The sequence below is a fragment of the Chryseobacterium piperi genome (assembly GCF_002285635.2).
Taxonomy (GTDB): domain Bacteria; phylum Bacteroidota; class Bacteroidia; order Flavobacteriales; family Weeksellaceae; genus Chryseobacterium; species Chryseobacterium piperi.
This window is the reverse complement of sequence record NZ_CP023049.2, coordinates 2,189,256-2,208,662: the sequence shown is the minus strand read 5'-3', so window position 1 is coordinate 2,208,662 and position 19,407 is coordinate 2,189,256. Positions and strand designations below refer to the sequence as shown.

Sequence of the window (19,407 nt, the reverse complement as noted above, 5' to 3'; positions counted from 1 at the left end):
ATTTTTAATGTTAGTGTCCTGCTTTTGTCTTTCCCAAAAGATGAGAGCAGGCACTTTTTCTGAACTCGAGACTTTAGAGAAGGAACATCAGAAGCCTATCATCATTCATCTGTATACAGATTGGTGTGCTATCTGTAAAATAGAATCGTTTAATCTGAATAAGGATAAGGAACTGGTTCAGCTTATCAATGAAGACTTCTATTTCATTAATTTCGAAGCTGAAAAAAGTAAAGAAAAGCTTCATTTCCAAGGGAAAGAATTTAATTATCTACCCAATGGAAATTCAGGAATTCATGAATTAGCTTTAGCCTTGTCTAAAAATAAAAACCAACCAGTATATCCTTTATGGATTATTCTGGATGCCCGTCAGAATTTGATTTATTATCATGAAGGAGAATTTAAGCCTGATAACATGAAACAAAAACTGAAAGAAATTATCTCTTTATAATAATGGAATAATTTGAACTTAAAATTGCCTCCCGATTGAGCGGATTTAGCAGATTTTTATTTTCCTGCTAAGTTGAGATTCCTTCATTCCGCTTCGCTTCATTCCTGAATGACAAAGATTGCGTTTAACTATTTTTAAAGTGTTTTTTTAACTCTCGCAGATTTTGAAATTATGATCTGCCCGATCCGCGAAATATGAGAGTAAAAATAACTATATACATTTGCTAAATGTGTGGTCAAAAATAAAACCACAACGGTCACAAAAGCTTTTAAACACTAAAGGCTCTTTAAGTCACATACATGTTGCATAGGAAGTACATCTAAGCTTCTTAAAAATCTCTGATTTTTATTTTATATGATCTGCGTAATCAGCAAAATCTGCGGGAGAAATGATCTACTATTTATTTCAGAATGAATTACAATATTATTTTAAAAGCACGGCTATGATGGCTAAAATGGCAGGTAATGCCTGAACAAAAAATATTTTTTTAGTGGCAGTTGCTGCACCATAAATTCCGGCAACCGCTACACAACCCAAGAAGAATAATGCAATATTGGTCTGCCATTGGAGATCTTTGATTAATAAAGACCAGATCAATCCGGCAGCTAGAAAACCGTTATAGAGCCCCTGATTGGCAGCCAATCCTTTGGTAGGCTTAAACATCTCGGCAGGCAGAGCTGCTTTGAAAACTTCTTTTCCTTTTGTTTCCCAGGCAAACATTTCCATCCACAGAATATATAGATGTTCCAATGCTACTAAAGCAATTAAGATTTTTGCAATGAGCTCCATAATTTATTGTTTTTGAATTGTAAAACTAAAAAAATAAATCTAAGTTTGATTACTAAATTGTAAAATGGAAACTTTTAAAACTCATTTGGATAAATTCATTAATATAAGTGAAGAAGAATATAGATCTATCGTATCCTTTTTTGAAGTAATTGATGTGAAAAAGAAGCAGAACCTCATGCTTGACGGAGAGGTGTGTAGGTCCATGTATTTTGTTTTGAAGGGGTGTCTTAGAAAATTCTTTATTAATGTAAAAGGAGTAGAGCAAACTACAGAATTTGCAATTGAAAATTGGTGGATAACGGATACTTTTGCCTATGAAAGGCAGATAAAATCAGAATTTACCATTCAGGCAGTTGAGCGTTCTTCCGTTTTGGTTATTGATCTGCAGTCTCAGGAACTGCTTCTAAAAAAACATCCGGTAATGGAACGTTATTTCAGAATGATTTATCAGAAGGCCTATGCAGCTTCTGAAAGAAGGATCCGATATTTATATGAAATGACGAGAGAGGAGCTGTATATTCATTTCAGTACTCAGTACCCGTGGTTTATTCAGAGGATTCCACAATATTTAATTGCTTCTTTTTTGGGGTTTACTCCTGAATATCTTAGTGAGATCAGAGCAAAATTACGTTCTTAAACCAGTTTAAGATTTTTAAGATTTATAAACCGGAAATTTGTCATGTAATTAAAAAGGGGAATACGATGACCTATAAAAATATTCAACTCCCGCAGTTATTTTTAAGAGCTGCCATTGGGGTTTCGATGCTCTCAGCTGTTGCAGACCGTTTCGGTTTCTGGGGAAAAAATTCGGCATGGGGCAACTGGGAGAATTTTGAACAATATACCAGGAAGCTTACTTATTTCTTACCTGAAATAATCAGCCAATTCTCTGCATATGCAGCCACTGCCCTGGAAATAGCAATTCCAATATTGCTGATTTTGGGATATAAAACCAGGATTGCTGCTTATGGAGCCGGTTTTCTGCTGTTTATTTTCGCATTGTCAATGAGCTTTGCTTTAGGGATTAAAGCACCTTTGGATTATTCTGTATGGATAGGAAGTGCAGCAGCATTTTTATTGGCAGGTCAGCCCCGTTTTTCATTAAGTATAGATCAATTAACCCAAAAAATATAATATTATGAGTTCAAGAATTAATATGGCAACAACAGATGCCGCTGCTTACAAAGCTATGATGGGATTGGAGGGCTATCTTCAGACGATTTCTTTAAACCATATTCAGAAAGAGTTGATAAAGATAAGAGCTTCACAAATCAATGGCTGTGCTTTTTGTCTGGATATGCATACCAAGGACGCTGTGAAGTACGGAGAAACTCCACAAAGGATTTATCTTTTAAATGCCTGGAGAGAAGCTTTAGAATTGTTTACTGAAGAAGAACAGGTGCTTTTGGCTATGACCGAAGAGATTACCCTGATCAACCAAAAGGGTTTAACCGAAGAAACGTATCAGAAAGCAAAAACATTTTTTGATGACCAGCAGATTGCGCAGATCATTATGGCTATTGTAACGATCAATGCCTGGAACAGAATTGCGATAAGCACGCATTTACCTATTATGAAGTAGGCTTTCAGTACAAAAAATAAAGAAGAGCTTATCAAAACTGATAAGCTCTTCTTTATTATATCATTTTACTGCCAGGCGGTAAAATAATTTTAATCCGCAGGTGGAAATATTATGGGTTTTTCCTTTTGAATGGACCTTGTGGTGCGATAATTTCAAGGTTAGTTCCGTCAGGATCCTGAAAGTAGGCCACCGCTGTACCAAAACCGGATTTCAGTCCGTCTTCCTCCTGGAAAACAATAGGCTCTCCTTGTGGCTCCACACCAATTTCCTTCAGTCTTTTCACTGCTTCATCAATATCATCTACTTCAAAGCAAAGATGCATGGCACTGATTTGATCATTTTTATAAGATGCCTGTTCGGATTCAGGAATTACATATTCCAGAATATCAATATTGAGATTATCCAGATGAAGGTTAGCATACTTGATTCGGGTGTCTTCTAATCCTTGGGTTTTTGCCATTCTTTGACCTCCGATTTCATCTATATTAGAAACCTTTATTCCTGTTAAGGCTTCATAAAAAGTAATTGATTTTTCTAAATTTCTAACGGTAATCCCGACGTGATTCGCACGTGTGAATCCCTGATTTGTTGTTTTTTCCATTAGTTGAAAATATGTTATGGTTCTTGGTTTAATTGTAAAACGTTAGCATTTAAAGGCTGCTCGATGTTCCGGTCAAGCTTCTTATTGTTGAGGGTAATGTATAATTCTATAGAGCCTGTACCTACGTGTAATGATAAAATGTGTCCACCATAGGCCTGGAATTGATCATCTGTTGCAATACCGTGAACATGGATAGAAGGTCCCTTTTCGTTCCAGGCAATTGATCCTGTTAAATTTCCCATTTCTACGCGGCGAAAGGTTTTAGGATTAAATTTTTTCTTATCAAAATCATAAAAGCCAAAAGTAACATCTCCCGCAAAGCCAATGCCTGAAAAGCTGGCAAAGGGGATTTTCTCTGATTTTGCCAGTTTTTCAATTTCAGCGATCACATTATCACCTTCCCGTAATACCATAATATATCCGGTTGAGGTTTTGTTAAATCGTGGTATTTCCGTTTTGGAATTTTGTTGTGAAAATAGATTGGTTGTAATAAAAGTGGTCAACAATACCATGTAAAGTTTCAGGATTAAAATCTTCATTTTTAGAATTTTAGATTGAATAATACTTATGTTAAATTACACATTATTATTGAAATGTAGAATTTGGGCTATCACAGATGAAGAAGGGAGTAGGGAGCTGAAAAGGATTATGTTTCAAGCTTTTCTTTTCCAACTCCCTGATATTAAATGCCTTTCAGTGCGGAATTAATAAAATTGAACTCTTCTTGAGAAAGATCAACAGACATTGCCTGTGCATTTTCAGTAGCCTGCTGTGCGTTACGGGCTCCGGCTAATACGACACTGATAGCAGGCTGTAAGCTTGTCCAACGCAATACTAATTGTGATACGGTAGCATTTTTTTCGTAAGCTATTGTTTCCAGGGTTTCTACAAAACTTTTTACTTTTTCAAGATCAAACTGAGCAAAATATCCGTTACGATGATCGTCAGCTTTTAATTGGGCCTGTTTGAAATATTTACCTGTCAACAATCCTCTTTCCATGGGGCTGTAAACAATAATTCCTGTATTATTTTCTAATGAATAGGGAACCAGATCTTTTTCGATTGATCTATTCAGCATACTATAGGAAACCTGGTTACTGGCTAATTGAATAGTTTTAGCAGCTTCTTTCATTTGTTCTACGCTATAGTTGCTTACTCCTGCAGTACGAATTTTTCCCTGTTGGATCAGCAATTCCAAAGCTTCCATGGTTTCACTGATAGGAGTAGAGCTATCCGGCCAATGTAATTGTAGAAGGTCGATATAATCTGTTCTTAAACGCTTCAGACTTTCTTCCACCTCTTTAATGATATTTTCTTTTGAGGCTAGTTTGTAAACCGGAAGTATTTTTCCATTTTCTTCCGCATCGAAAAAGAATTCTCCTTTTCCTTGATTGCTGCCGTCCCAAACTAAACCAAATTTGGTTAGTAACTGGATTTTTGAACGGTCTTTTCCTTTAATCGCTTCCCCAATCATTTCCTCACTCAGCCCAAAGCCGTAAAAAGGAGCCGTATCAATAGAAGTTACTCCATTATCAAGGGATGCGTGGATAGAGTTTATAGAATCTTGTTTTTCATTCCCACCCCACATATTTCCACCGATGGCAAAAGCACCGTGTGTAATTACTGATACTTCCAGATCAGTATTTCCTAATTTTCTATATTCCATTTGTTCTAAACTTTCTATATTGTTTTGTCTGTTTTATTTTTGTAATTCTTTCAGAATAGCTTCTCCTACTGCTTTTGCCGATTGTGGATTTTGTCCGGTAATGACTCTTTGATCGTTAACTACATGGGTTTGCCAAAGTCCTGATTTTTCAAATTTTGCTCCTCTTGATTTTAGTTGATCTTCCAAAAGAAAAGGAACCACTTGAGTTAATTTTACTTCAGCTTCTTCTTCATTGGTAAAAGCATTAATTTTTTTACCATCTACCAGATATTTACCATTATCCAGCTTAATGTTGATCAAACCTGCCGGTCCATGACAAACTCCGGCTACAATTCCTCCATTTTCATAAATTTTTGAAGCGATGGAAGCTAATCCGGTATTATCAGCTAAATCCACATCGCACCATGACCTCCGGCATAATAAATCGCTGAATATTCGTTAGGGTTAACCTCTGAAGGTTTTAATGAATGATCTATTTTATTTTTGTAGTCTTTATTTTCCCAAAACTCTTTATTGACAGGATCGGTAAGATCAAACCCATCAACAGGAGGTGTTCCGCCTTTAGGACTGACAAAATCTATTTCATATCCTGCCTGGTGTAAAACTTCCCATGGATGAGAAACTTCGCCTAAGTAATATCCTGTATTTTCACCGGTACTTCCTTTTTTGTCATGGCTCGTCACCACGAACAGAATTTTCTTTTTCATAGCCATTAATTTTTTATTTTGTGAATGAACCAATCCTATCATGAATACACTAAATATGAGCAATGCAAGTTTTTTCATTTCTAAAGAATATGGGTTTTATAAATTTGAGGTACTTCCTGTAATTTTTCGTTGATAAGGGCTCCAAATACCTGAATATAAGGCTGCTGATTATGCTGCTCCAGACCTGCTGTATCTTTCCATATTTCATAGAAAATAAATTCATTTTTATTTTCTATTCCCTGATGCAGGCTATATAATTCACAAGCTTCTTCTTTGCGTGTTTCCCTTACCATATTTTGAAGGACTTCAAGGACTTCTGTCTGGTATTCCTCTTTTGCTTTGATGATGGCTGTAAGATGTATTTTCATTATGCTAACTGTGGTTTTAGTTCTTTTTCAAAAACAGTTTTAACATGTTCTTTATACAACTTCATATCACGGTCAATATTGGCATTCTTCTCCACATCATGAAAATGGAAGCTGTCCATTTTTTGTAAAGAGACGAAAGCATTCATTCTGTGGAATCCAAATAATGGCCCGTTATCTACACTTGTTTCACTGAAGAACTCTCCCGGCAGGGTAAAAGCCGTTTCAGGAGCATTCCAGCTTGTGGTGACCATGTATTTTCTTCCGCCCAGCATTCCTCCTGTTCCATAATTAATTTCAGGATTTTCTGAAGTTCTGCCGTCACTCAAATAAATACCTTTAGCATGTCCGGCTGTGAAGACTTCATCAATGTATTTTTTAAATCCGTTGGGAAGCTGAAACCACCAGATAGGAGTATGGTATATAATATAATCTGCCCAAACAAATTTCTGAACTTCTTCATTTTTATCATATCCATCGGCGATGTTGGTGACTTTGATATCTATATTTTCAAAAGTTTTTAAGACGTCTAATGTGTTGTCTGCAACTGTTTTGTTATATCTTCCTCCGGAATGTCCGAAATTTTGTCCACCGTTAATTATTAATACTTTTTTCATTGCTTTTTGATTGTTTAAATTTTACTATGCAAAGTTACTTCTACTTATGGTATGATTAAAATAATATAAATTATAGTTTAGTATCATAAAAATGATAGATTGGATTTTGTAAATAATGGTTGAATGTCATGCTGGTTTTAGATCTAATTATAGCTATTGTCTTGTAATTTTGTTGAAAGAATTGAATACGATATGATACAGATTGCTGTTTTTAGTGATGTGCATGGAAATCTTCCGGCTCTTGAAGTTGTACTGAATGATATAGAACGAAGAGGGATCAAACAAAAATTCTGCTTAGGGGATCTTGTAGATTTTGCTCCATGGGGAAATGAAGTGATCGCATTGATCGACCGTTATAATATTCCTTGCTTGTTGGGCAATCATGATGAAAGGATTGCTTTTGACCTGCCCGTAACTCCTTTAAGTAAACATTCTGAAGAGGAGACGGCTGCAAGATTGGCTGCGATAGATCATTCTAAGAAAAATATTACGGATGAGCATAAAGCTTTTTTATCGGCCTTGCCTTTTGATTTAAAGCTACATTATAAAATTGGTAAAAAGAACTGGAATATCCAGCTGGTACATTCAAGCTTAACCAGCAACGATACCTATATTTATGAATCGGAAGATGATCAGGTTTTTTCTGAAATGCTCAATGTTTCTCAATCCGATGTTATAGTGATGGGGCATACACATATATCATTTAGAAAAAAAACAGATGGAAAATGGGCTATTAATGCTGGCTCCGTAGGTCGCTCCAGAGAAGAAAACAGATTGGCATCTTACCTTATTCTGACTATGAATGAACAGCATATAATTCCGGAAATTATTCAACTGAATTACCCTTTGGAGAAAGTTGCCAGGCAAATTGAAAACAGTGATATTCCTGATTATTATGCTTCTTTCCTGAGAAATGAAAAAGGAGCTATTATATAAATGAATGCAAGGTATAGTTTTCTTCTATCTATTAGAATTATAATTATTTCATACTTTTGTATCATAAAAATAGTATCATGGTTAATTTAGAATGGTATCGTACTTTTAAAGAAATTTATAAGACCGGAACCTTAACCGGAGCCGCTGAAAGTTTGTTTATTTCTCAACCTGGAGTAAGTTTGCATTTAGGTTCTCTTGAGGCTTATGTAGGATATAAACTCTTTGATCGTACCGGCAGGAAAATGATTCCTACTGAGCGCGGGAAGGTGTTGTATAATGCCGTTTTTGAACCTCTTCAAAAACTAGAAAATGTTGAGAAGAATTTTCAAAAATCTACCGAAAAACATACGCCGACGATAAGTGTCGGAATGTGTTTTGAAACTTTTCAGACGACCTTAGAACAATACGTTTCGTCACTGCCTTTTAATCTGATTATAAGTTTTGGAGAATATCCGGAGATGCTTGAGCAGTTGGATAAAGGGATTTTAGACCTAATCATCACTCCCAAAAAAGGATCTTCACTTAATATTGAGCATGAAGCATTCTCTTCAGAGCAGATTATCCTGGTAGGTGGTAAGGATGTAGATACGGATAGCTTTAAGAAGGTACTAAAAACTAAAGATCCCGGAAAAATAGAAGAATGGCTGAAGCAGGAGAAGTGGTATGGAACGACAGGAGATATGGAACACCTGTTCCAGTTTTGGATTTTAAACTTCGGGCATAAACCTAATTTCCGGCCTAATTATATTGTTCCTAATCTCAATTCTATTATCCGTTGTCTGAAAGGCGGGACGGGATTGGCCGTGGTACCTGACTTTTTATGTAAAAATGAAATCGAGAGCGGTGATATAAAGCTAATCTGGGAAGGAGATAAGGTTTTAGAAAATACTTTGTATTTCGGATGCCGTAAAAAAACGACTTATCAATCTGAAATTGCTCATATCAAAGGACTTTTCCGTCAGGTAATGGGGAAGCTTTAAAATATTTTTAGACTCAATCATATTCGTGCATTCGTGGCATTCTTTTTTTTCGCCATGAATGCACGAATATTTATTTTAGGGCATGTAGCTAATTTTTAATATTTTTAATTCATGTATGAAAACAATTATAGAAACGGATCGCTTTTTATTAAGAGAGCTGACAGTAAATGATGCTGAATATTTTTACGAACTTAATCTAAATCCTAATGTTATACGATACACTGGAGACTCTTCTTTTGCAAAAATAGAAGAGGCACAAGTTTTTTTGGAAAATTATAATGATTACAGGCAAAATGGTTTTGGAAGATGGGCGGTAATTAATAAGTCGGACAATGAGTTTCTTGGATGGTGTGGTCTCAAATATGATGAAAAACTAGAAGAAACAGATATAGGGTTTAGATTTTTTGAGAAATACTGGAACAAAGGATGCGCAACTGAAAGTGCGAAAGCTTGTATACATTTTGGCTTTGAGAAGTTGAACCTAGAAAAGATCGTGGGAAGAGCTATGCTCAAAAATAAACCGTCAATAAAAGTGCTTCAAAAAATAGGACTTAGTTTTGAAAGAGAATTTGATTTTGACGGGCATAAAGGAGCCATCTATACAATTGAAAATAATTTAATGTCCTAATATATTAACGTGGAACCTAAGTGGTCTCGGAAGATGGAGCTATACTTATTTTATTCGTGCATTCGTGGAATTCTTTTTTTTGCCACAAATGCACGAATTTTATTCTATGGTGTGAGGTCTAAGAAATTCAAGGACAACCATGTCCCTCATCTGTATTCCATTTTCGTAAATAGGGAAAGGGTAGTTTTCAATAAAGAAATTTTTGCGTATTTCCTTTTTTGCAAAACCATTTTTTTCATAAAACCGGATTTGTTGCAAGCCGGTATCGGAAGTTCCTACAAGCAATGACGTGCAATGATGTTGTGCTGCTATTTCTTTAGCTTTTCCAATTAAGATACTTCCAATCCCGCGATTACGATAATGATCTGTAACAGCAATGTTTTTGATCTCCAGTTGAGTATTGTTGTTTTTATATAAAGCCATAACGGCAATATTGTGGTCGCCATCACTCAGGACATAGAGATCAGATTTAAAAATATACTGATCGATCGCTTCCTTTGTTTCATCAGCGAGTAAAAGGAGTTCATACGGGATTTCGGAACTCTGAGAAATCATATTGAATTTGAACGTGTTCATCTACAAAGCCATATGGATGATAGGATAGTTTTTCCCGGAACCATCTTTTTCAGATCTTCCTACCTGTTTAAACCCCATTTTTTCGTAGAATCCAATAGCCTGAGGATTCTGTTCATTGACATCCAATTTCGTAAAACCGGTCTGCGCTCTCATGAATTGGTAAAGTTTTTTACCATATCCTTTTCCACGGGAATCATCGTGAATGAAAAGCATTTCCAGATTGCCTTCTGAAACAGAAGCAAAACCTTTTGTTTCATTGGTGTCCGTAATAAGATATACTTCCAGATGAGGAAGATAGTCTCTCGGAATTACTTCTTTAAAATAATTAAAATCTTCTTCTGTAAGAAAGTCATGAGTAGCTTGTACTGCAGATGCCCAGATGTCCATAATTCTAGGGTAATCTTTTGCTCCAGCTTTTACAATTTGGTAAGACATAGTTTTCATTTTCATGCAAAAATAAACAAAATTAAAAATTCATAAAGGCTGGATTTATAGCGTAAAATTTCAATTTTTTGTTGCAAATTTGTTTGACTTTATATTAAACATCTAAATAAAGAATTATGCAGAAAAAAATATATACCGGCCAGCCGGTTGTCACTTTAAATAATGGAGTTGATATTCCGGCATTAGGATTCGGAGTTTGGCAGATCGATGATTTGAAAGTTTGTGAAGATGCTGTTATTAAAGCCATCCAAACAGGATACCGAATGATAGATACGGCATCCATTTATCTTAACGAAACAGCGGTGGGAAACGCTATCAAAAATAGTGGAATAAACAGAGATGAGTTGTTTATCACTTCCAAACTTTGGGTACAGGATCATGGTTATGAAAAAGCTCAAGCAGCATTTCAGAGAACGTTAGACCGTTTGCAGCTGGATTATCTGGATATGTATCTTATTCACTGGCCTTACGGGGATTTTTTAGGAGCCTGGAAAGCATTAGAAGACTTATACCACGAAGGAAAAATAAAAGCGATAGGAGTATGCAATTTTACAGTTGAAAAGCTAGAAGAACTGAAAGAAAACTCGACGGTTCTTCCGGTTATTAATCAGATCGAGTTACATCCTATTTTCCAACAAAAAGAACTTCAGGTATATGATAGAGAAAATAATATCATTACACAGCCCTGGAGTCCTTTAGGAAACGGAAATGCTGAGCTTTTAAATAATGAATCTCTGAAAGCAATTGCTGATAAATATAACAAAACAGTTGCTCAGGTAATCTTAAGATGGCATTTACAGGAAGGATCTGTGATCATTCCAAAATCTGTAACTCCATCCAGAATTGAAGAAAACTTTTCTGTCTTTGACTTTGAACTAACAGAAGATGAAATGAATGCTACTCGTTCTCTGGATACAGGTAAAAGATTGTTCTTTGATCCGAAAGATGCTGAATGGGAGCAGAAAATGTTAAAATCTGTAGCAGATATTTAATTAATAGCCCTTTCGATAAATTATTTTCTATTCTTTTAAATCATGAGATAGTAAATCATGGATATAAAACTTAAAGAAGAGGCTGTCTCAAAAGAGATAGCCTTTTTTATGCAAAAAGGAAAGCTTTCGCTTTCCTAATAGTTGCAAATTGATTAATTTGCATTGTGTTAAGTACGTCAAAAGTAGTCTTTAAAGATTACACCCCCAAAGAAAATCTGCTTTTTCCTCCCAATTTATCGGAGTTGATTGATGAGCGACATCCTGTGAAAATTGTTTCAAACATTATTGATGGCTTGGATATCAAAAGCTTAATTAAAACCTACAAACCTGGCGGAACATCTTGCTACCACCCGAAAATGCTTTTGAAAGTTTTGATTTATGGCTATTTAAGCAATATCTATTCAAGCCGCAAAATGGAGCAGGCCTTGAAAGAAAACATCCATTTTATGTGGCTCTCTGCAATGAGCCGTCCCGATCATAACACCTTAAACAGGTTCCGTAGTGAACGATTGAAAGGTGAGATTAAAGCTATTTTCACACAAATTGTTCTTCTTTTGGAAAAGGAAGGTTTGGTAAGTCTGGAAACCACTTTTGTAGATGGCACCAAGATAGAAGCCAATGCCAATCGCTATACTTTTGTTTGGGGAAGAGCTGTCAAAAAACACAAAGAAAGGATTGCAGAGCAATTAGAAGAGCTTTGGAACTATGCAGAAACAGTTGCCAAAGACGAGCTTGAAAATACAGAAAGTATTGATTTTAAAGAAGTAGATTCTGAAAAAGTAACTCAAACCATCGAAAAGATCAATGAAGTTTTGAAAGATAAAAAAGTAGCTTCAAAAGTTCGTCAGAAACTGAATTATGCTAAGAAAAACTGGGCAGATAATTTAGAGAAATATAAAAAACAGCAAGAATTATTAGAAGATAGAAATTCCTATTCCAAAACCGATACAGACGCTACTTTTATGCGAATGGAGGATCATATGCGAAACGGACAACTAAAACCCGCTTACAATCTACAAATTTCTACCCATAGACAATTCATTTTACATTATTCAATTCATCCCAACCCAACAGACACCAAAACATTAGCGACTCATTTACTGGGTTTTGAAGAAAGCTATCATAAAGCTCCCAAAGAGCTTGTTGCTGATGCTGGTTATGGCTCAGAAGAAAATTACAACTTGTTAAAATCTAAGAAAATAAAAGCTTATGTTAAATATAATTACTTCAGAAAAGATCAGAAATCGGGACAAATAACCACTTCACAAAACAATCCTAAATTGGCAAAAATCAGAGAAAAGGTTTTCAAACTTCTTAATACCAGCAAGGGCATCAAACTCAGAAAACAAAGATGCCATGATGTTGAACCTGTTTTTGCAGAGCTCAAACACAACAAAAATTTTAAACGATTCATGCTTCGGGGAAAAAATAAAGTCGAGGTAGAAATCGGCATACTCGCAATTGCCCACAATCTGAACAAAATGTCAAAAGCAGCCTAAAACAGACTGCTTTTTTGACTTATATCTTCTTTTTTCCAAGATATTTTTTTTATTCAAAATATCGAAATCTTTTTTCAATGAAATACTAAAAAGAGACTGTCCTTTTGAGACAGCCTCTTTTAATTATATTTAAAATATCTAATATTATTCATTAAATTCAATAATGAGTTGATTCATTGATCGACTATTTGAGCTGGTAACGGTTCCTGCTAAGTCATTCCATTTTCTTTCTCCTCCAGGGAGTATATGAGTTGCCCCTTCAGTTCCTCCAGAATTATTAGGCTCTCCTGGTGAAAACCAGTTTTCAGTGGTGGCAGGATTTGTAGACCAGTTAATTCTAAATTCCTCTCCAGTAATCCATTGTAATTGGTCAGGGTTTCCAGGTCTTTTAATTTTGTTAAAGCCTATCCAGATATTATTGGCTAGGTCATAACCTGTTCCTGAAGCTACGATATTGGTATTCACCCACATTCTTTCTGCATCACTAGGCATAGTTACCAAATAACCTCCCATTTGTTTAGCAAAGTTAAAGGCATTAAACCAAGTCACTGCTTGGGAGAGCTGATAAGCACAATAAGTATGATTATTGGTAGCCCACTTTTTGCAACCTAATTCAGTTGCAGTTCCTCCTCCGGAAACAGAGCCCGGAGGTTGTTGTCTATTAGCAACAGGTTGGGGGTCATAACCAAGAATAGTCGAGTTGAATCCAGATCTTCCGCCACCTAATTCATCTCTGGAGATTACACGAACATTTCCATCTGCATCCGCAGACAGTATATTATCAGCATCTGTTCCTGAATTTAAAGTTCGAATTCTTAATTCACCGTTAATGTCGAGAGTTTTTGTTGGTTCTGTAGTATTAATACCAACTTGTGCAGATATTGCCCATGGCAAAACCATAAAAAATAAAATTTTTTTTGTCATGTGTTATATTTTTGAGGACTAAAATTAGTGAAAATAATGATGGCATAAAAGTAAAATGCTACTTAATTTTATAAGAGCCTGTTTAAAAAAGTAATAATAAAAAATAGTAAGGGTTAAAAGTTGCATAAAAATTGTCATTTTAGAGTTGCAAAAGAAAAAAACATCAATGTATCCAACGGACTTAACCCAAACTCAGTGGCAATTTATAAAAAAAGCATTAGATTTTGATGACAGAAAACGAAAATATGATTTGGTTGTCATTTGGAATGCTATCAGTTATTTAGTAAAAACAGGCTGTCAATGGAGACTTTTACCTCATGATTTTCCCAAATGGCAATTGGTTTATTACTATTATTCAAAATGGTCAAATCTGGAGATTTTCGATTTATTATTATCAAAATTGAGAGAGGAAGTACGACGAAACAGGGGTCAGAAAGCGCAGGCAAGTTTAGGAATTATTGACAGTCAAAGTGTTCGTTGGGGAAATAACCGTTCACTCAATGGCTTTGACGGAGGTAAAAAATAAAAGGAATCAAGAGACACGTTGTGGTAGACAAAAATGGTTTTTTGTTAGCCGTAATGGTAAGTGTAGCCAATGTTCATGAGAGTAAGGCTGCATTGTTACTGATCAAAACACTGCGATATTTACTAATTCCGCTTCAGGTAATCCTGGCGGACGGAGGTTATAGAGGAGAGATTATTGAGGAAATAAGAATTAAGTTTAATTATATCATTCAGATCGTAATGCGGAGTGACAAAAAAGTAAAAGGGTTTGAGCCAATTCATAAACGATGGATTATAGAGCGTACATTTGCTTGGTTTGATAACGATAGAAGATTATGCAGAAATTATGAACTCTTAATGGAATCCTCTGAAAACATGGTCAAATTATCCGCCATAAAATTATTACTGAATAAAATTTAAACAGACTCTAAGGTAATAAGTTTTTTTTAACTTTTTTTATTGACAAATTTTAATTTTCATTGAAATTATAATTATCGAGTTATACGCTTAATTTCCGTATTAATTTATCGTAATTCAAAGGTTTTGCATTAAGCATTCTTTGGATAATGTTATGAAAGATGGTATTTCTATTTTGTGAACGGTTAATACGGTATGAAAATTCATTAAAATAACTTTCTACATGTTTTTTACTTACATGAGTGGGTATGGTTCGAATCCAAGACTTTATCTGGTGGATAATCAGGTGTAATTGTTTAAAATACTTTCCTTGATCTGAAGAGATTTGCTCAATGTTATACTTTTTACTCAAGGGAAGATATCCTTTCCACTTATCGGTCACCACTTTGGCTGATTCACTGATGTGCTGCTCAAAAATAGGCGTTAAGGATTTAGCAGAATAATCATCAATGGCTTTGATGTAAACACGTTTCACCTGATGCTTTTCGCTAAGTTCAACCGCCACAACAGCTTTGGTTTTTTGTGTGTTATAGCTTCTGCCTTTTTTACCCTCTTCCATTCCCCCTACCACAAATTCGTCTACATGAACCCAATCAGACATCGGATATTTCTTACTGCTTTCCATGGCTTTTCTTACCTTATGCATAAATGTCCATGCCGTGGGTTGGCGGATGCCGTAGCGAAGGCCTACCTGAATGCTCGAGATCCCTTTACTACTGTTTACCATTTCAAAAACAATATGAAAGGCTTTGTGTAAACCGAATCGAACCCTATGAAATAACGTCCCTGCTGTGGCACTTTCTACATGATTGCAGCTATAACAATGATATTTATGGCCTGATTTTTCACAGCCTGAGGTATTACCGCACTTCGTACAAAGAAAGCCGTCTTTCCATTTCAAGTCAAACAAATAACCCAGACATGAATCGTCATCTGGGAAGACTTTTCCAAAGTTGATAAGATTTTGACCTTTAAATATTTCCATATAGCTCAGGTTCTGGTAACAATATACAGAATTTATTTGGATAACTCAGTATAATTAATTGAAAGAATAATATTTTGCTTGATTTAATTGACTACATCAATAAAATGTATTTCAAATATCGTGGTAGTATTTACTCCATTTTTTGTAAATTTTAAATCAAAAATGGTATTATGTTTTGGGCAAATGCGATAAGTGAAAGACTTTGTATAGAATATCCTATTATACAGGCTCCGATGTTTGGGATAAGTACACCAGCTATGACTTCTGCAGCATCCAACCGAGGATGCTTAGGGTCTTTGGCATTAGCCGATTTATCGCCAGACCAATCTGCACAATTGATCAGGAATACGAAACAACTAACAGATCGACCATTCGCAGTCAATATTTTTGTTCATCAGATTCCTGAGGTTACAGATTCTTTAAAAGAAAAATTCATTGAAGTCAAAGAGTTTATTGAAGAGCTTGCCAAAGAGAACTCTCTTGAAGTTCATCTTCCGAATTTTGAAGATCTTAAGATCAATACTTATCATGAGCAAATTGATATTATTATTGAGGAAGGTTGTAAAATACTAAGCTTTACTTTTGGAAATCTGGATGGTCAGAGTATTCAGAAACTAAAAGAAAATGGAGTCGTGCTTATCGGGACTTGCACGTCTGTAAAAGAAGCGCTACTGCTTGAAAAGTCAGGAATTGATATGATCTGTGTACAAGGAATTGAAGCAGGAGGACACAGAGGAACTTTCGATACTGAATCTATTCCACAAATCGGAGGGCTATCTTTGTTATCACAGGTATATGATGCCGTGAGCGTTCCATTAATGTATGCCGGTGGCCTTTATAACGCTAAAACATTATTGGCTTCAAAGAAATTGGGTGCGCAAGGTTTTCAGGTAGGAAGTGTTTTACTCGCATCTCAGGAAAGTGCGATGAAACCATTTGAAAAAGGCAGACTGGAAAGAGTACAGGAAGAAGATATACTTTTAACCAAAAGCTTTTCCGGACGTTATGCCAGAGGGATCAAAAATAGGTTTATTGAGGCTATAGAAGATTCGGACTATATTTTGCCTTATCCTTACCATAATAAATTAACCGGTGAATTAAGAAAGGCTGCGAAAGTGAATGAGAATGATGATTTTGTCAACATCTGGGTGGGGCAATCGATTCATCATTATAGTGAAGATTCTACGAGTGATATTTTAAAAAGTCTTATCCTTGACGTTGAAAAGGATTAAGCTTTCGATTAAAATAAAAGCTCAGAAATTTCTGAGCTTTATATATTGGATGGCGTTTCAATTATTCATTAAACTCAACAATGAGTTGGTCCATTGCACGGTTGTTGGAACTGGTTACTGTTCCTGCTAAATCATTCCATCTTCTTTCTCCCCCTGATAGTATATGGGTAGCTCCTTCGTTTTGACCAGAGTTATTGGGTTCTCCTGGTGCAAACCAGTTTTCCGTTGTAGCCGGATTGGTAGACCAGTTTATTCTAAATTCTTCTCCGGTAATCCATTGTAATTGATCAGGATTTCCTGGTCTTCTGATTTTATTGAAACCTATCCAAATACTATTGTTCAGGTCATAACCTGTTCCCGAAGCTACAATATTGGTGTTGACCCATATTCTTTCGGCATCCCCTGGCATTGTTACCAGATAGCCGCCCATTTGTTTGGCAAAATCAAATGCATTAAACCAATTAATGGGTTGGGTAAGCTGATAAGCACAATAGATATGATTATTTTCAGGCCTTTGTTTACAGCCTAATTCAGTAGCTGTTCCTCCACCAGGAACAGCTCCAGGAGGTTGTGGCCTGTTAGCAGAGGGTTGTGGATCATATCCTAAAATGGTAGAATTAAACCCGGAAGTTCCACCACCAAATTCATCTCTGGAGATTCTTCTAACATTTCCATCAGAGTCTACTGATAGTATTTCATCAGTCGGTTCTCCCTGATTTAAAGTGCGCACTCTTAACTCCCCATTGATGTCAAATGTCTTTGTAGGTTCTAAAGTATTAATACCTACCTGTGCGGATATTGCCAACGGTAATACCATAAAAAGTAAAATTTTTTAGTCATTTGGTCTGTTTTTTAAGAATATGAAATTAATAAAAATAGGAATATGAAAATATAATAAGATGAACTTTAACATTTACGTTTTCAGGGTTTTATGTTTGTTTTTAATTAATAAAATAAATATATACTACGTTGATTTAAAAATATATTTTATTAATACGTGTATTATTTAATAATTAAATCATAAATATTGGATATATTTAAAAAATTATAAATATTAAACTTACAAATAGTCTATTGGAGAATCTTTCTTCTGAAGTTTGAGGAATATGATTGTAAGAGCCTGTTTAAAAAAGTAATAATAAAAAATAGTAAGGGTTAAAAGTTGCATAAAAATTGTCATTTTAGAGTTGCAAAAGAAAAAAACATCAATGTATCCAACGGACTTAACCCAAACTCAGTGGCAATTTATAAAAAAAGCATTAGATTTTGATGACAGAAAACGAAAATATGATTTGGTTGTCATTTGGAATGCTATCAGTTATTTAGTAAAAACAGGCTGTCAATGGAGACTTTTACCTCATGATTTTCCCAAATGGCAATTGGTTTATTACTATTATTCAAAATGGTCAAATCTGGAGATTTTCGATTTATTATTATCAAAATTGAGAGAGGAAGTACGACGAAACAGGGGTCAGAAAGCGCAGGCAAGTTTAGGAATTATTGACAGTCAAAGTGTTCGTTGGGGAAATAACCGTTCACTCAATGGCTTTGACGGAGGTAAAAAAATAAAAGGAATCAAGAGACACGTTGTGGTAGACAAAAATGGTTTTTTGTTAGCCGTAATGGTAAGTGTAGCCAATGTTCATGACAGTAAGGCTGCATTGTTACTGATCAAAACACTGCGATATTTACTAATTCCGCTTCAGGTAATCCTGGCGGACGGAGGTTATAGAGGAGAGATTATTGAGGAAATAAGAATTAAGTTTAATTATATCATTCAGATCGTAATGCGGAGTGACAAAAAAGTAAAAGGGTTTGAGCCAATTCATAAACGATGGATTATAGAGCGTACATTTGCTTGGTTTGATAACGATAGAAGATTATGCAGAAATTATGAACTCTTAATGGAATCCTCTGAAAACATGGTCAAATTATCCGCCATAAAATTATTACTGAATAAAATTTAAACAGACTCTAAATGTTTTATTTTTGCGCGGTTAAAGAATATATTACGTATGAAAAAGATATTTTTATCGTTGGCTTTAGTTTCAATGGCAGCCTGTGGAAGTGATAGTGAAACATTGGATATTATTGATCCAAATGAGGCTTCTATTATTGGAAAATGGTATATTGAAAAAGCTGAGGTGTATAGATCTGGAAGTCAGCAGACACAAACCAGTTTTTCATCTGAATGTGAGAAGAAGAGGACACACGAATTTAAGACTACCAATATGACGTCCATTACTTTTGCTCCTGAGGGAAATAATTGTGTTCAAACAGATGTAGTTACAAGAAACTATACCTTTGATAAGGCTAATATGAAGTTTTGGTATGAAGAAGAGCAGGATTACCCATATTTTATCACTCAGCTGACCCAGTCTAATATGGTCATGGAGGATAGAACGCAGGATGTGGATGGTGACGGAACTAAAGATATTATAAGAAGGTTTTTCAACAAAACCCATTAGAAATAAAAAAGAGGCTGTCTCAAAAGAGATAGCCTTTTTTATGCAAA

Annotated in this window: 27 protein-coding genes; 14 read left to right on the top strand and 13 right to left on the bottom strand. The window is 35.3% G+C overall.

Annotated elements, in window-relative coordinates; genetic code table 11:
- Positions 1-40: 40 nt before the first annotated feature.
- Positions 41-448: a thioredoxin fold domain-containing protein gene (locus CJF12_RS09560; RefSeq protein ID WP_228379039.1), complete on the top strand. Its 408-nt coding sequence runs from the start codon at positions 41-43 to the stop codon at positions 446-448.
- A 423-nt stretch (positions 449-871) separates the two neighbouring features.
- On the opposite strand, the gene CJF12_RS09555 is transcribed toward CJF12_RS09560, so the two are convergent.
- On the bottom strand, positions 872-1,237 hold the full coding sequence (locus CJF12_RS09555) for a DUF1304 domain-containing protein (RefSeq protein WP_034681217.1): 366 nt from the start codon (positions 1,235-1,237) through the stop codon (positions 872-874).
- A gap of 64 nt (positions 1,238-1,301) precedes the next feature.
- Here CJF12_RS09555 and CJF12_RS09550 point away from each other — a divergent pair, with 64 nt between their 5' ends.
- The 3 genes from CJF12_RS09550 (at position 1,302) to CJF12_RS09540 (ending at position 2,819) form a co-directional block, all read left to right on the top strand.
- Positions 1,302-1,874 carry a Crp/Fnr family transcriptional regulator gene (locus CJF12_RS09550; protein WP_034681220.1) on the top strand — a complete coding sequence of 191 codons (573 nt, stop codon included), beginning with the start codon at positions 1,302-1,304 and terminating at the stop codon, positions 1,872-1,874.
- 65 nt (positions 1,875-1,939) lie between these two features.
- Positions 1,940-2,371, top strand: a complete 432-nt coding sequence (locus tag CJF12_RS09545; protein ID WP_034681221.1) for a DoxX family protein — start codon at positions 1,940-1,942, stop codon at positions 2,369-2,371.
- A gap of 4 nt (positions 2,372-2,375) precedes the next feature.
- The gene (locus tag CJF12_RS09540; protein ID WP_051887161.1) at positions 2,376-2,819 is read left to right on the top strand and encodes a carboxymuconolactone decarboxylase family protein; all 444 of its coding nucleotides are present in this window, start codon (positions 2,376-2,378) and stop codon (positions 2,817-2,819) included.
- 109 nt (positions 2,820-2,928) lie between these two features.
- Here the strand turns inward: CJF12_RS09540 and CJF12_RS09535 are convergent, their stop codons facing one another.
- The 7 genes from CJF12_RS09535 to CJF12_RS09510 all read right to left on the bottom strand — a co-directional run bounded on the left by CJF12_RS09535 (position 2,929) and on the right by CJF12_RS09510 (position 6,775).
- Positions 2,929-3,420 carry a VOC family protein gene (locus CJF12_RS09535; RefSeq protein ID WP_034681223.1) on the bottom strand — a complete coding sequence of 164 codons (492 nt, stop codon included), beginning with the start codon at positions 3,418-3,420 and terminating at the stop codon, positions 2,929-2,931.
- A gap of 14 nt (positions 3,421-3,434) precedes the next feature.
- Positions 3,435-3,959, bottom strand: a complete 525-nt coding sequence (locus CJF12_RS09530) for a PPC domain-containing DNA-binding protein (RefSeq protein WP_034681224.1) — start codon at positions 3,957-3,959, stop codon at positions 3,435-3,437.
- Positions 3,960-4,102: 143 nt separating this feature from the next.
- The gene (locus tag CJF12_RS09525; protein ID WP_034681225.1) at positions 4,103-5,086 is read right to left on the bottom strand and encodes an aldo/keto reductase; all 984 of its coding nucleotides are present in this window, start codon (positions 5,084-5,086) and stop codon (positions 4,103-4,105) included.
- A gap of 33 nt (positions 5,087-5,119) precedes the next feature.
- Positions 5,120-5,482 carry a type 1 glutamine amidotransferase domain-containing protein gene (locus CJF12_RS20195; protein ID WP_228379040.1) on the bottom strand — a complete coding sequence of 121 codons (363 nt, stop codon included), beginning with the start codon at positions 5,480-5,482 and terminating at the stop codon, positions 5,120-5,122.
- Positions 5,473-5,793, bottom strand: a complete 321-nt coding sequence (locus CJF12_RS20190) for a type 1 glutamine amidotransferase family protein (RefSeq protein WP_228379041.1) — start codon at positions 5,791-5,793, stop codon at positions 5,473-5,475. The genes CJF12_RS20195 and CJF12_RS20190 overlap by 10 nt, the downstream gene beginning before the upstream one ends.
- An 80-nt stretch (positions 5,794-5,873) precedes the next feature.
- On the bottom strand, positions 5,874-6,161 hold the full coding sequence (locus CJF12_RS09515; protein WP_034681226.1) for a putative quinol monooxygenase: 288 nt from the start codon (positions 6,159-6,161) through the stop codon (positions 5,874-5,876).
- Complete coding sequence (locus CJF12_RS09510) at positions 6,161-6,775, bottom strand: NAD(P)H-dependent oxidoreductase (protein ID WP_034681227.1); 615 nt, start codon at positions 6,773-6,775, stop codon at positions 6,161-6,163. The genes CJF12_RS09515 and CJF12_RS09510 overlap by 1 nt, the downstream gene beginning before the upstream one ends.
- Positions 6,776-6,967: 192 nt before the next feature.
- Between CJF12_RS09510 and CJF12_RS09505 the strand changes: the two genes are divergently transcribed.
- From CJF12_RS09505 to CJF12_RS09495, 3 genes are all read left to right on the top strand, one after another.
- On the top strand, positions 6,968-7,711 hold the full coding sequence (locus CJF12_RS09505; protein ID WP_034681229.1) for a metallophosphoesterase family protein: 744 nt from the start codon (positions 6,968-6,970) through the stop codon (positions 7,709-7,711).
- Between the two features lie 77 nt (positions 7,712-7,788).
- On the top strand, positions 7,789-8,691 hold the full coding sequence (locus CJF12_RS09500) for a LysR family transcriptional regulator (protein WP_034681231.1): 903 nt from the start codon (positions 7,789-7,791) through the stop codon (positions 8,689-8,691).
- 115 nt (positions 8,692-8,806) lie between these two features.
- On the top strand, positions 8,807-9,319 hold the full coding sequence (locus CJF12_RS09495) for a GNAT family N-acetyltransferase (protein WP_034681234.1): 513 nt from the start codon (positions 8,807-8,809) through the stop codon (positions 9,317-9,319).
- 99 nt (positions 9,320-9,418) lie between these two features.
- Here CJF12_RS09495 and CJF12_RS09490 read toward each other — a convergent pair whose 3' ends face one another.
- Together CJF12_RS09490 and CJF12_RS09485 are read right to left on the bottom strand one after the other, a co-directional pair.
- Complete coding sequence (locus CJF12_RS09490) at positions 9,419-9,895, bottom strand: GNAT family N-acetyltransferase (protein WP_051887162.1); 477 nt, start codon at positions 9,893-9,895, stop codon at positions 9,419-9,421.
- Entirely contained in the window at positions 9,896-10,330 is a 435-nt protein-coding gene (locus CJF12_RS09485; RefSeq protein WP_034681235.1) for a GNAT family N-acetyltransferase, read from the bottom strand.
- A gap of 125 nt (positions 10,331-10,455) precedes the next feature.
- Here CJF12_RS09485 and CJF12_RS09480 point away from each other — a divergent pair, with 125 nt between their 5' ends.
- Both CJF12_RS09480 and CJF12_RS09475 read left to right on the top strand, forming a co-directional pair.
- The gene (locus CJF12_RS09480) at positions 10,456-11,331 is read left to right on the top strand and encodes an aldo/keto reductase (RefSeq protein ID WP_034681238.1); all 876 of its coding nucleotides are present in this window, start codon (positions 10,456-10,458) and stop codon (positions 11,329-11,331) included.
- A gap of 164 nt (positions 11,332-11,495) precedes the next feature.
- Positions 11,496-12,830, top strand: a complete 1,335-nt coding sequence (locus CJF12_RS09475; protein WP_095591120.1) for an IS1182 family transposase — start codon at positions 11,496-11,498, stop codon at positions 12,828-12,830.
- A 144-nt stretch (positions 12,831-12,974) separates the two neighbouring features.
- Here CJF12_RS09475 and CJF12_RS09470 read toward each other — a convergent pair whose 3' ends face one another.
- Positions 12,975-13,754, bottom strand: a complete 780-nt coding sequence (locus CJF12_RS09470) for a C-type lectin domain-containing protein (protein WP_095591119.1) — start codon at positions 13,752-13,754, stop codon at positions 12,975-12,977.
- A 166-nt stretch (positions 13,755-13,920) separates the two neighbouring features.
- On the opposite strand from CJF12_RS09470, the gene CJF12_RS20185 reads away from it, so the two are divergent.
- Both CJF12_RS20185 and CJF12_RS20180 read left to right on the top strand, forming a co-directional pair.
- Positions 13,921-14,280 (top strand): transposase, encoded by a 360-nt coding sequence (locus CJF12_RS20185; RefSeq protein WP_228423542.1) that lies wholly within the window; start codon positions 13,921-13,923, stop codon positions 14,278-14,280.
- Positions 14,281-14,300: 20 nt separating this feature from the next.
- On the top strand, positions 14,301-14,678 hold the full coding sequence (locus CJF12_RS20180; RefSeq protein WP_262485055.1) for a transposase: 378 nt from the start codon (positions 14,301-14,303) through the stop codon (positions 14,676-14,678).
- A gap of 79 nt (positions 14,679-14,757) precedes the next feature.
- Here CJF12_RS20180 and CJF12_RS09460 read toward each other — a convergent pair whose 3' ends face one another.
- Positions 14,758-15,660, bottom strand: a complete 903-nt coding sequence (locus CJF12_RS09460; protein ID WP_095591118.1) for an IS1595 family transposase — start codon at positions 15,658-15,660, stop codon at positions 14,758-14,760.
- Between the two features lie 170 nt (positions 15,661-15,830).
- Here CJF12_RS09460 and CJF12_RS09455 point away from each other — a divergent pair, with 170 nt between their 5' ends.
- A complete protein-coding gene (locus tag CJF12_RS09455) occupies positions 15,831-16,892 on the top strand; it encodes an NAD(P)H-dependent flavin oxidoreductase (RefSeq protein WP_034688362.1) in 1,062 nt (353 codons plus the stop codon).
- Between the two features lie 61 nt (positions 16,893-16,953).
- On the opposite strand, the gene CJF12_RS09450 is transcribed toward CJF12_RS09455, so the two are convergent.
- Positions 16,954-17,709 carry a C-type lectin domain-containing protein gene (locus CJF12_RS09450; protein WP_095591117.1) on the bottom strand — a complete coding sequence of 252 codons (756 nt, stop codon included), beginning with the start codon at positions 17,707-17,709 and terminating at the stop codon, positions 16,954-16,956.
- Positions 17,710-18,100: 391 nt separating this feature from the next.
- On the opposite strand from CJF12_RS09450, the gene CJF12_RS09445 reads away from it, so the two are divergent.
- Positions 18,101-18,859, top strand: a complete 759-nt coding sequence (locus CJF12_RS09445; protein WP_095591055.1) for an IS5 family transposase — start codon at positions 18,101-18,103, stop codon at positions 18,857-18,859.
- Between the two features lie 48 nt (positions 18,860-18,907).
- Positions 18,908-19,360 carry a lipocalin-like domain-containing protein gene (locus tag CJF12_RS09440; protein WP_034688392.1) on the top strand — a complete coding sequence of 151 codons (453 nt, stop codon included), beginning with the start codon at positions 18,908-18,910 and terminating at the stop codon, positions 19,358-19,360.
- The last annotated feature ends 47 nt before the right edge of the window (positions 19,361-19,407 follow it).